Below are 12,295 nucleotides of genomic sequence, written 5' to 3'. Positions count from 1 at the left end.
ATGGTTGGTGTATCCAGGATCGGATGTTTGAATGTGCGGTGAAATTCCGCTACGTGGTTTAATGGTTCAATGGGAAGCATATGAAGTATATAGTATTAAGTACGGAGTACTAAGTATAACACTGTTTAATTAAATCATAAGATTTGAAATGAGTTGTTTTGTACTAAGTACTCTGTACTCCGTACTTAATACTATTTTTCAAAATCCTTATACAACAAGCTTGGCTGTATGCCTTTATTATTCTGGTATTTTCCGCTCTTATAAGTTGAGTATTCACCCTCAATGGTGTGGTAGAAAATCTGACAGATCTCTACGCCAGGATAAACGCGAATGGGGTGCACGCAGAAGATTTCCAGTGTCCAGTATCCACAGAAACCAACGTCGCCAAAACCGGCAGTCACGTGTACAAATAAGCCCAGTCGACCGATAGAGGAACGGCCTTCCAGCATCGGTACATAATTATGAGACTCTGTGTATTCAATGGTTCTGCCCAGATACAACTTACCGGTTTCCAGCAGTAAACCTTCTTCAGGAATGATCAGCGGTGAAGCCGTATTTGGCTTTTTCATATCCAGCTCATTGTTGTCATAAACCAGCAGTTCATGATGCAGGCGCAAGTTATAACTGTTCGGATTTAAGCGGGAGTCGTCGTAAGGTTCGATAACAATATCAGAACCCAGTTTATCTTTAATTTCTAAACCGGAAAGAATCATAGTGTGTATTTAAAGTACTGAGTAGAGAGTACTTAGTACAAAGATACATTTTTTTCAAAGCCGAAAAGAGATTGTGGATTAAGTGTTTAAAGGCCAATAAAAATCACCTACAAAACTAATTTTCAACCATTTAAAGGTTAAAACATTTATTAACAATTAAACAATTTAATTAATAACCAATACTGACTACTGTCCGCCGCGACGGAACTGACTACTGCCTACTCTTTACTCGGGCAGCTGTGTATCATATACCTGCTTCGAAGGAATTAAACGTAAAAAGAAAATACTGATCACGAAATAAGTTCCCAAGGCAATCAAACTATTCCGCATGTCTCCGGTCATCTGTCTGATCAGGCCATAACTGAAAGTTCCCAGCACGATTGACATTTTATCTACCACATCAAAGAAACTGAAATAGGAAGCATGATCTTTTGTATCGACAGGCATCAATTTTGAATACGTGGCACGCGACAACGATTGTACGCCGCCCATAACAAAACCAATAGAGCCTGCCAGGATATAGAAGCTCAGGCCAGGTTTCACCACATATCCCATGCAGCAGATCAAGATCCAGACGATGACACCAATGATCAATGCCTTGGTATTCCCTACTTTATTCGACAATATATTTAAAGTGTAAGCCCCGGCAATTGCAACCAGCTGAATCAGTAATATCGTTCCGATCAATTCTTCCGTTTCTATCTTTATAACTTCTTTGGCAAATAATGGAGCCAGATACATGACTGTCTGAACGCCCATGTTGTAGAAGAAGAAGCCAACCAGAAAGCGCTTCAGCAAAGGTAATTTCTGCACATTCTTCCATACTTTATTCAATTCTTTTAAACCATTAGTCAGCATGTGCCCAGAATTGTTTTTCTCCTGCACCTTCGGCAATCCCATGAAAGAGATTTGCCCGAACGTAAACCACCACACACCTACCGTTAGAAATGATAAACGGGAAGCAAAACCTACTGTCACTCCAATCTTCTCATGAAAGATCACACACACGAGATTAATGATCAGCAGCAACACGCTACCAATATATCCCCATGTATAGCCTTTGGCACTGATGCGGTCATACTGATCTTCCGTAGCAATCTCCGGTAAATAAGAATTATAAAAGACAATACTGGAACTATAGCCGATACCTGCCAATATAAATGCCAGTACGCCAAATTCGATGGTATTTTCATTCAGGAAATACAAAGCCGCGCAGGCCAGCGCCCCGACATAGCACGACATTTTCATGAAGCTCTTTTTCTGCCCTGAATAATCTGCTATAGATGTTAAGAACGGACTAAGGATTGCTGCCACCAAAAAGACAATAGACACGGCCCATGAATATAAAACAGTATTGGGAATGAGAAAGCCGAAGAAGTTTACAAGGTTTCCATTCGCTTCATTTTTTGTAATACCTAAAAAGTATTCCGGAAAAATTGCCGTAGTAATTGTTAAAGAGTAAACCGAATTGGCCCAATCGTAGGTACACCAGGCGTTGATTGTTTTCGGGTCGTTTTTTGTTGTTTGCATGTTCAACGTGCGAATGGTTGTTATTTTCAGTTCCAGTTCTTTATATTTTTATTATAAGTGTAAAGTTGAGAGTGTAAAGTGTAATCGTTTCTTAGTATTTAAGTTTATTAAAATGGTTAACAATAAGAAATCTGACAGTATCAACACATATAACTTAATGTTTACACTTTTAACTTTACACTCTACACACTTATCGCATCATCCCCTCTATCAGACCCCAGGTATAATATTTTGCAACGTTTTCAATGTACCTGTTGAAATCAATATGCGCAATGGCATTGGCTTTATCAGAAATCGAACGGACAACAACCAAAGGTATATTGTATTCATAACAAACCTGTGCAACAGCAGCCCCTTCCATTTCAACGAAAATGGCTGCAGGAAGTTCTCTGCGGATTTTTTCATACTGCGGCATTGTACCGATAAACTGATCGCCACTCACCAGCAAACCTTTGTGTACGGTTGGTTGCTGGATGTGCAGGGATTCCAGCTCTTCCCGGCTTACAAAATCATGCAGTTCATTTTGTATAAATGCTGAACAACTCGCGTAAGCATCATCAACCATTTTTTTATCACACCTGAACGTAACTATATCCAATAAGGGTATTTCAAACTGCGGAAAAATAGGTCTGCAATCCATATCATGCTGTACAGACGAAGTAGCTACTACAATATCTCCTATTTTCACTTCATCAGTCAAACCGCCTGCAACACCTGTTACAATAATTCGTCCTACACCGAAACGCTCAATCATAACTGCAGCAGTGACAGAAGATGCGACCTTGCCTATACGGGATAAACTTACCACACATCTTTTCCCCTGAATTGCCCCCACATAAAACTTACGGCTTCCCGCTTCAACAATATTCTCCACATGCATGTGATGCAGAATCAATTCAATCTCCTGCTGCATCGGAACCAGAATCCCCGTAATTATTTCCTCTCCCATTCTTATACGCTTGTAAAACAACTGCAAGTTGTCGTATATTGTTGATGGAATCAACAAACCCGGATAAATTTTATGGCTATAAGCGAAGAAATTTTAGAGCAGACAATGAAATCAACCATCCGTGACATTGTTGATTTTCCCCAACCGGGTATTGTATTCAAAGACATTACTCCTTTACTGAAAGATCCTGGACTATGTAAGGCTATCGTTCAAACGATTGCTGCTCAACTAAGACCATTGAAGCCTGATGCATTGGCTTGTCTGGATAGTCGTGGGTTCTGGTTTGGCCTACCAATTGCCATGGAACTCGGTATTCCTATGATTCCTATCCGCAAGAAAGGTAAACTTCCGTATGAAACCGTTTTCGAAGAATACGAACTGGAATACGGAACCAATACCATTGAAATGCATACAGATGCAATCGCCCCCGGTTCTAATGTAGTAATCCACGATGATATACTGGCAACCGGCGGCACTGCAGAAGCTACTTCCAAATTGATTAAAAAAGCCCAAGGCAATATTGTTGCTTATTCCTTTTTAATTGAACTGAATTTTCTGGACGGAAAAAATAAGCTTCAACCCTATTGTTCAACCGTTCAATCGTTGATTAGTTATTGAATGATAGCACCAATATGCTCCATACTAATCCACCACGGCGGGTATGGACTAATACAATAAAAATTAAACTCATTCGACCTTATTTATAAAAACAATTTTCATGGTTATTAAAAACGAACTGATTGCCGGTGCTGCTATTGCTTTAGCATCCTTTCTCTGGATCTGCCTGGAATTTCTAATCGGCATGCACGACAGATACATTGATTATCATTTATACATTGCCGGCCTTATCTATGCTTTCCCTGCTATCGGAGTATACTGGGCAGTCAGGAAACGTTATTATTCATTACCTCCGGGAGAGTTTAAAATAAAAGACGGTCTTATGAGCGGTGTTATAATTATTGTAACGGCCGCATTCCTGAATTTATTCCTGCAGTTTATTTTCTTCAGATTCATTAATCCGGATTATTTCGGGAATATGATTGCAGCATCCGCTAAAAAAGCGATCATGACCGGTGGCAACAGTATTCTTGTCATACAGGAAGCGCAGGAAAACTACAACCTATCTACGTTCCTGCTTCAGAACTTTATGAATTTACTGATTCTGGGTTTGTTTATTTCATTGCTGACAAGCTTCCGCCTGATCAAAAAAGGAAAGTGATTATGAATTATTTATTTATTCCGGCTGCGACAGTCGCTCTAACCATCCTACCAGTTCAACCGCGGAATCCAATGTGACCGGAAACGGTTGCTGGTTACGTATAGCCTGGTATACATTCCGGTAAAACTTCCGGTAATCACCGGCTTGCGTTGGATACGTATGCACACGGCCATCCTTGTAGGTGATTACTCCATAGGACCGTTCATCTTCCTTTCCCCAATCAATGCCTGCAGGCAATTCTCCTGCATTCAGACAAGCTTCCTGAGGATCGGTACCAAATTTCATATAAGTTCCCTTAGAGCCTTTGATCAGCCAGCGCGGCGTAGGGTCCTGCTCCAGCATACCTGCATGAATACGATAAGTAAGCTTTCCATAAGCAAACACCACATCAAAATAATCTATACCCGTTGCACCCGGGCGCTGCTTTTTAATAATGGCTGTATAACTTTCAGGCCTGCCCAATAACTGAAAAGCCTGATCCATCAGATGCGGTCCTAAATCATACCACAAACCGTTTCCCAAAGCAGCAGATTCTTTCCAGTAGCTGATTCTCGGCTCCGGGCGATAACGATCGAAACGCGATTCTATAGAATTGATTTCTCCTAAAAGTTTCTTCTGCAGTATATCATGCACCGTTAAAAAATCACCGTCCCACCGACGATTCTGGTATACACAAATATGTTTACCAGTCTTAAGAGCGAGTGTCCGTAAATGTTTGGCATCTGCCGCATGAATGGTAAAAGGTTTATCAACCACTACGTGCTTTCCTGCCTGCAGAGCCTGCTCTGCCATGGCAGCATGTGTATGATTGGGTGTAGCCAATACAATCAGTTCAATGGAAGAATCTTCGAGAATGGCTTCATAGGTATTTACCACCTTTGCAGTAGAATATGCCTGCGCAGCATGCCTGGGAGTACGTTCAAGAATCACAGCCAGGTGAAAATCCGGGTCTGCATGAATGAAGGGTGCATGCAGGTACATACCTGCTTTGCCAAAACCAACCAAAGCAGTTTTAATGGGCACAGGCATCAGAGCTTGATAATTTTAAACTCCACTCTCCGGTTCTTCGCCCTGTTTTCCTCTGTATCATTGGGAACTGAAGGTACAGATTCTCCATAACCTTTTGCCACGAGTCGGGTTTGAAGAATCCCGTGCTGTGTGAGATACTTCACAACCGATTCTGCACGCAGCTGCGAAAGTTTTTGATTGTAAGCATCACTTCCCATATCATCTGTATGAGCGGAAATTTCTACCTGCATGGTAGCATTCGCTTTCATCATTTCAATCACACGATCCAGCTCAAGTTCCGAATCCTTTGTTAGAGAAGCTGAATCAAAATCAAAAAATAAGTTATTCAAGCGGAAAGATGCATTTAATTTCAACGGCTCCAGAACCATGTCCTTTTTAATGGTCTCATATGCGGTTGCTTTTTCCAGGTCATATACTTCCGACTGGAAACTATATCCCTTGGACGTTACAGACACATCATACTTTTTCCCTTTTTGCAGATATAAGTTGTATTTACCCGATAAGGAATCGTTTTCTGTTTCTGAGATTTTTTCTTTGGTTTTAATATTACTCACTCGAATGATCGCCGGCATCGGTTTATTGGTCTCTTCATTTTTTACAACCCCCTCTACCGATACAACTTCATCTGGACGGAATTCTTTAGGCAGTGGCAGTTTATAAATATCATCCTTGTTATTCTTATTCGTATTCGACAAATAAATAATATCTCCGGAAGCAGGTACAGAGATCAACTCATCATCTTTTGGTGTATTGATGAATTCCATGGCAACCGGAGTGCTCCATTTTGCTCCTGTCTTTTTGGATTGATACAGGTCATAACCGCCTTTACCACCGGATCTGTAGGAAGAAAATATCAATGTTTTTCCATCAGCCATGATTCTTGGATATCCCTCACAACCACTATTCACGGGTGAAGGCAAAGCTTTGGGATTAATAAAATAGTTACCTCTTTTTTCCGCCACCATAAGTATACAGCAGCGTTGACCGGTTGGGGAATTATTTGTTCCTGCACGCATAAAATACAGGGATTTTCCATCTGGTGAAACAGATGGAAAACCATCATAACCGGCAGTGTTTACCGTCTTACCCATGTTTTTAGGGGCTTGCCAGACATCATTGATTTTTTCACTATACCACATATCCATCCCGCCTACAGTACCTTTCATGTTCGATGTAAAATATAACCGGTTGCCATCATAGCTAAAACAAGGACCGCCGATAAAATCACCCGGCATAACCCGGTTGTTGATCACATCCATGTCCTTAGGTTCAGACCACACGCCGTTTGCTTGTGAAGATATGTATAGCCGCCAGCGACCGCTCTTATCCGATTCATAGATCAGTGTATTACCATCGGCACTGATGGTCGGTGCAAATTCCGAGAACTCAAGCGTATTGATTGGTCTGCCCAGCGTCCGTAAACTGGGATTCACCAGGGTTGGTGCATCATTCTGAGCACAAACAGAAATGACTGCTATTACATGAATAAAAAAATAAAGGATACAATGCTGTAGTCTATTTTTCATGTCTTACATGTTTAATGAATTTATTTCATTCTTTATCCGGGTACGCTGCAGGGTAATCCTGTAACTGTTTTTTCACCAGCAGAAATCCCAGAAAACCACCTAAAATACCGGCTACCAGAACATAGAGCATATCCATGCTGGGTATTTGCAGTGATTCGGGAGTTACCTTGATTCCACCCAGATACTGTACCAGATACATGGCTGTCAAATCACCCAACATCCAGTAAATAACAGTCCGTAAAATCCATCGTCCTTTAGGAAGGCTTTTATTTGCTGCCAATTTTGATATTACATAACAGAGATAGATAAGTATTGCAATGTCCACTGTATTCTTACTGTTTATTCGTTTTAATTAAATTAATCCTATTGTATAATACGATTTACAATGAGTTCAAGTTCATCCTTGTGCTTTTCTATACATGCAGTCGCAACCTGCATCAGGTGCCCTATATTTTCTGGTGAAGCATCATCCATTTCCTGGTTGGCTCCTGTCAGATCGGGCTGTATCCGATGATACCCATCGCTGGCCTCCAAGCTCTGAAACAATACGTTCAACTCACGTTCAATTACATCCGATGCTGCATTGATCATAACATCCAGCAGTGGATTCAACCACCCTAAGCCTCCCCAATCCTTTACCTGCTCGTAGGTATAAACCTTCTGGTTTCTTCCTGTCCCTAAAGAAACGACTTCAAACCGGTCTATTGTTACGGGTATGCCCTTCGCTGCAAATAAAACGGAAGCTTCAGTTACTGCACACAAGGTTGGATTATTTGCAAACACTGAACCGTCTGCCAGTGTATAAGGTATATTTGTTAAAGAATAAATCCGGGCAGGTTCGAAAAATGTCGGCGCGCTTGATGTGGCACGACAGGCATCTTTGACATAAAAATCCAACGCTTCATTTTCTTTGGCCACATGCGACTGAAAAAACACTGGAATCTTTTTTTCCAGGTCATAAGAAGTAAGCAGACATGGCTTCAACAGCTCACTCATCTTGGTTTGCCTGAATGTAATATTCAACATTTTCTCTAATGGCTGGTGCGGATACCGTGCCTTCATAATGCCACCCATGGAAACGAATTTATCCCACAAATCTGCAGAAAAAATGTAGTTTCCCTTTTCCAGATAAAACCGAAGCGCCTCTTCAGCAGAGAATCTATATCTTTGTCCGTCCTCTTGCGATGCCGGACAAAGATAGGTTGATGTTAAAATCCCTCCTGTGCTGGTGCCGGCAATAAAATCAAAATAATCGGCCACACGGGCATCGGGATTTTTAGTGATACGCTGAATTCTATTTTCTATATATACAACTATAGCCGCGGGAATGACTCCCCGGATTCCTCCCCCATCAATAGATAATATGCGTATTTTTTTTGACATTAAAACCTGGTAATATCTGATTCGAAACGATCAATGATCGACATTTCTTTATAATCGGTTTCACCAAAGGCATCTGCTATTTTTCTCATGAATGAAACACACCTGTCTTTCGTGATAGCATCAAAATCATAATCATGGCGATTTGCTTCCAGAATATCCATTGCATACTGATACGCATCGTTTAAGCCTATTCCCTGGTTTTCCAACTGTACAAACATGGCATTGATCCACTCACTATCCGAATCCGCCAGTTGCAATTCTTTACGAGCCAGAGCCAGTATCACTTCTTTTTCTTTCGGCTGAATCGCACCATCTGCTACCGCTATAGCGTATGCCAGACTACCCATTGCCCTATGTATATTTTCTTTTGCCATGATTAAATGTATTATTTTAAATAAATATGTTAATATTTTATCTTCAGGTAACAGTCGTGTGCCTTATTCAATAAAGAAACGTGAATAATGGCTTGTAAGTTACACGCTAAATATACACATTCTGTATAGAAACCGATATAACAAGCGCATTAAAATGAACTGTATATAAACAAACACAGGCTAACATTTCTGAAAGCCTGTGCTATATAAACGGAAAATATTGTAGGTTATTTCATTTTAAGACCATTGATCGCTTTCGCATTTGCAGGGTCAAGGGCTAAAACATTTTTCCAGGCAGCATCAGCTTTAACCTTATCTCGATTAACTGTATAGTAATAAGCAATATATTCATTCGCTTCAATCAATTCAGCTTTGTATTTTGCACTGCTGGCAGAACAGATTTCAATTACTTTTTCATAATACGGTTTGGCTGCACCTGCTTTGGTTTCAGGATCCAGTGCTGCGTTTGCACGTGCACGCCAGAAATACCCAAGGTAAACAGCCGGCTTCAACTCAACGATTTTCTGGAATGCTGAGTCTGCCAATGCATAGTCTTTATTGTAGTAATATGCCTGACCTAAGTCATAAAATATTTTAGCATCCGATTTTGGTGTTACCTGTTTCGCATAGTATTGCGAAGCTTTTGCATAATCAGATTTGTTAAAATAATAGTTACCTATCTCGCCATATAAGTCTACACGTGTGGTATCCAGCTTCACGGCCTGCTGCAATTGCTGTATGGCCAGTGAATCCTTACCTTGTTTGAATAAGGTCTTTCCATAATATTCAAAGTCAACAGACTTAGCCTTTACAACATTCGTCTTTTTGAAATACGTTTCCATGTCAGCTTGGGCCTGGCTATAATTACCTAATTGATAATTCGCGATGGCACGTCTGTTGTAGATATACGGACTATCATATTTCTTTGCTTCCAGTGCATTGAATACTTCTATCGCTTCTTTATAGTTACCGTTTTTAAATAAGAAGTCACCGTATTTAAATTCAACATCGTCATTACGATCGATAAATTTTAAATATTTCTGATAATTAGCAATCGCAAGTTCGTATTTTTTGGTTCTGCTGTATAAGTCTCCCAACTCTTTGTAAATCGGACCAAAAGTTGAATCGGCCTGCAATCCTTCGTTGAAGTATTTTACAGCTACATCATTGTTACGGGCTGCTGCATACATCTTACCGAACTTCATTTTTAATAATGGAATGGAGTGTAACAGGTTATCAGCTTTATTATAGCTGGAAGCCTGGTTACTTCCGTCTGCCTGCTTGCCATAAGCATCACCCAATAACATCCAGGATGTAGCATTTTTAGGATCTACTTCTACTGATTTTTTTAACAGATCAATAGCCTTCGGCATATCTGCTTTTTCAGACTGAAGAACATAATACTCTGCAATGGCATTCAAAACCTGTGTATTTTTTTGTGAAGTCATGGCTAATGCCTTGTCAAAACTTTTCACACCTTCTGTACTGTTTGTCTGAATAGTTACAATACCAATCCCTACATAATTCAATGGAATAGTTTCATCTGCTTTGATGCCTTCCATAAAATAGTATTTAGCAGAATCTATTTTTTCTTTTCTCCAGCAGATATCGCCCAGATAATAATAATACTCACCAGCTTTTTTAACATTAGATTTTAATAATCCCTTGTAAATTGAAGTTGCACTATTATACATTTCCTTTTCTACAAATTTCTGCGCCTGTTCATTCTGTGCGAACACAGATAATGAAGTTAAAAGTGTAGAAATAAAGATAATAACGTTTTTCATAGACTTGACTGTTTGTATGAATGGCATTGTTTGTAACTAATTTATTATTTCATTTTCAATTCTACTTCGCGTGCCGGCATTTTATGCGGAAGTAATCCTGCTTTTAAAAAGACGCGCTGCCCGCGGTTACCAATCAGGAAGGAGGCAAAAGCCGTGCCTAAACCATCATTGGCATCATTATTAATAACCCGGAGAATCCTTTTAAACGGATAACTGTTTAAGGCTAAATCATTTTGAAAAGGTGAATAAGATTTTTCATTTGCATGAGCGGAAATTTTCAGGACTTTTACTGAAGATAAATATGCCTGGTGTTTTTGATCTTCAAGATTAACCAGCCAGCCTGATGAAATGCAAGCGAGAGACCTGTTATGCTGCTGAACAGATTGAATAATCTGTTCGTCGCTGCCACCTGTATATAAGTGCGATGTAGATGGCGGAACGCCAAAATAGTCTGTCAGATAATTAGCTACTGAGGATCCGGTCTTATTCAACTGAATGGTATAATTTACACCTTCAAGCACACCTGTTTGAAATAGTACCTTAACGTCATCAACAGAAAGTGAATCTTCGGGAAATGATTTTGGAGCAATCCAGGCCAGGCCATCGTAACAAAGTGTATCATTGGCAACACGCCACTGTTTTTGCTTTAACACGTTTAATTCTCCCGGAGAAAAATTTCTGGAAACAAACACGGTATTATAACTGCCTGTGATCACAGCGTGAATACATTCCGATTCCGGCTTAATCAGCAGCTTAATCTTTCGATGCGGATTAAGCCCTTCGTAAGTAACAATAAATGTGCGGAGAATACTCTCCCAGGAAGGATCACATAAGACTGTGGCAGTATCTGGTATAGAGGACCCTTCGACTGTTTCTTTCCCCGGTTTCGGTTCAGATGTACAGGATGCTTCAAGAAGAAATAAAAACAGAAAATAAGCTATGTATTTGAAAACTGATGCCACGCTATTTATGCATTACGTTCAATAAACCAGGCCCGGTATCCTCTGAAAATGCCGAACAGAACAAAAATCACACCCAGCATGAAAGAAATCTCTTTGCTGATACCTTCAAAGAAATTAGGATGGGTTAATAAATAAACGCCTATGGCCGTGTATATCACGGCCATAGACATTTTAAATCCAAGAAGTATATTTTGCATTTAAAGTATATACTAATTATTCAATGTAAATTTAATTCTGGCAACTTTTTTAACTGCTACCGGAGTACCGTTATTTTTACCCGGTGTCCATTTTGGCATGCCTTTAATCACACGGATAGCTTCAGCATCGATCGAAGGCGAAAGCCCTTTACCCTGCATGATATAGACATTGGTCACATCGCCGGTTGCTGTTACCGTGTATTGCACATACACTGTTCCCTGGATATGTTTGTTCTTGGCGTCTTCCGGATAGATGATCCTCGCTTTAATGTATTTATCTACTTCAGCGTCTTCACCACCTTTAAATTTAGGCATTTCACCTACATAAGTAAATTCCTGTTCCTGTTTGTCACCTGTGCCGCCTTTTTCTCCTTCATCACTGCCCAGGTCAAGAGGTATATCTCCTTTCTTTTTCTCACCTGCAACATCCTTGTCCGAAATATTGGTATTCAATAATGAATCCAATTCTTTCATCTGCTCTTCTTTCTTTACAGATGCATCCGGTTTGATAATCGAAAGAGCAAATTTAACCTGTTCGATTTTGGGTTGTTCTACTTTAGGAGGTGGCGGAGGTAATTTCTTCATTTCTTCCTCTTTCAAGGGTTCTTCCGAAACATCCATCTTAA

14 protein-coding genes are annotated in these 12,295 nt (G+C 40.1%); 2 read left to right on the top strand and 12 right to left on the bottom strand.

Going from position 1 to position 12,295, the window contains the following annotated elements:
* Positions 1 to 191: 191 nt before the first annotated feature.
* The 3 genes from dcd to ACTHJT_RS17955 form a co-directional block, all read right to left on the bottom strand.
* On the bottom strand, positions 192 to 713 hold the full coding sequence (gene dcd, locus ACTHJT_RS17965) for a dCTP deaminase (protein WP_440240787.1): 522 nt from the start codon (positions 711 to 713) through the stop codon (positions 192 to 194).
* Positions 714 to 938: 225 nt separating this feature from the next.
* Complete coding sequence (locus ACTHJT_RS17960; protein ID WP_440240785.1) at positions 939 to 2,243, bottom strand: MFS transporter; 1,305 nt, start codon at positions 2,241 to 2,243, stop codon at positions 939 to 941.
* Positions 2,244 to 2,433: 190 nt separating this feature from the next.
* Complete coding sequence (locus ACTHJT_RS17955; protein WP_440240783.1) at positions 2,434 to 3,192, bottom strand: 5'-methylthioadenosine/adenosylhomocysteine nucleosidase; 759 nt, start codon at positions 3,190 to 3,192, stop codon at positions 2,434 to 2,436.
* 72 nt (positions 3,193 to 3,264) lie between these two features.
* Here ACTHJT_RS17955 and ACTHJT_RS17950 point away from each other — a divergent pair, with 72 nt between their 5' ends.
* Together ACTHJT_RS17950 and ACTHJT_RS17945 are read left to right on the top strand one after the other, a co-directional pair.
* Positions 3,265 to 3,810 (top strand): adenine phosphoribosyltransferase, encoded by a 546-nt coding sequence (locus tag ACTHJT_RS17950; protein ID WP_440240781.1) that lies wholly within the window; start codon positions 3,265 to 3,267, stop codon positions 3,808 to 3,810.
* A gap of 100 nt (positions 3,811 to 3,910) precedes the next feature.
* Positions 3,911 to 4,411, top strand: a complete 501-nt coding sequence (locus ACTHJT_RS17945) for a DUF4199 domain-containing protein (RefSeq protein WP_440240779.1) — start codon at positions 3,911 to 3,913, stop codon at positions 4,409 to 4,411.
* A gap of 15 nt (positions 4,412 to 4,426) precedes the next feature.
* On the opposite strand, the gene ACTHJT_RS17940 is transcribed toward ACTHJT_RS17945, so the two are convergent.
* The 9 genes from ACTHJT_RS17940 to ACTHJT_RS17900 all read right to left on the bottom strand — a co-directional run.
* The gene (locus ACTHJT_RS17940; RefSeq protein ID WP_440240777.1) at positions 4,427 to 5,440 is read right to left on the bottom strand and encodes a Gfo/Idh/MocA family oxidoreductase; all 1,014 of its coding nucleotides are present in this window, start codon (positions 5,438 to 5,440) and stop codon (positions 4,427 to 4,429) included.
* Entirely contained in the window at positions 5,440 to 6,966 is a 1,527-nt protein-coding gene (locus ACTHJT_RS17935; protein WP_440240775.1) for an OmpA family protein, read from the bottom strand. Before ACTHJT_RS17935 ends, ACTHJT_RS17940 begins: the two co-directional genes overlap by 1 nt.
* 25 nt (positions 6,967 to 6,991) lie before the next feature.
* Entirely contained in the window at positions 6,992 to 7,246 is a 255-nt protein-coding gene (locus ACTHJT_RS17930) for a hypothetical protein (RefSeq protein WP_440240773.1), read from the bottom strand.
* Between the two features lie 83 nt (positions 7,247 to 7,329).
* Positions 7,330 to 8,349 carry a patatin-like phospholipase family protein gene (locus ACTHJT_RS17925; protein ID WP_440240771.1) on the bottom strand — a complete coding sequence of 340 codons (1,020 nt, stop codon included), beginning with the start codon at positions 8,347 to 8,349 and terminating at the stop codon, positions 7,330 to 7,332.
* Positions 8,349 to 8,723, bottom strand: a complete 375-nt coding sequence (locus ACTHJT_RS17920) for a TerB family tellurite resistance protein (protein ID WP_440240769.1) — start codon at positions 8,721 to 8,723, stop codon at positions 8,349 to 8,351. The genes ACTHJT_RS17925 and ACTHJT_RS17920 overlap by 1 nt, the downstream gene beginning before the upstream one ends.
* Before the next feature lie 227 nt (positions 8,724 to 8,950).
* The gene (locus ACTHJT_RS17915) at positions 8,951 to 10,510 is read right to left on the bottom strand and encodes a tetratricopeptide repeat protein (RefSeq protein WP_440240767.1); all 1,560 of its coding nucleotides are present in this window, start codon (positions 10,508 to 10,510) and stop codon (positions 8,951 to 8,953) included.
* Positions 10,511 to 10,554: 44 nt separating this feature from the next.
* The gene (locus ACTHJT_RS17910; RefSeq protein WP_440240765.1) at positions 10,555 to 11,472 is read right to left on the bottom strand and encodes a substrate-binding domain-containing protein; all 918 of its coding nucleotides are present in this window, start codon (positions 11,470 to 11,472) and stop codon (positions 10,555 to 10,557) included.
* Between the two features lie 5 nt (positions 11,473 to 11,477).
* Positions 11,478 to 11,669 carry a hypothetical protein gene (locus ACTHJT_RS17905; RefSeq protein ID WP_440240763.1) on the bottom strand — a complete coding sequence of 64 codons (192 nt, stop codon included), beginning with the start codon at positions 11,667 to 11,669 and terminating at the stop codon, positions 11,478 to 11,480.
* Between the two features lie 12 nt (positions 11,670 to 11,681).
* The coding region (locus ACTHJT_RS17900) for an energy transducer TonB (protein WP_440240761.1) at positions 11,682 to 12,295 on the bottom strand (614 nt) is incomplete at its 5' end.

This window comes from Cytophaga sp. (assembly GCF_051961495.1).
Lineage (GTDB): Bacteria > Bacteroidota > Bacteroidia > Cytophagales > Cytophagaceae > Cytophaga.
This window is presented reverse-complemented; position numbering and strand designations above follow the sequence as displayed.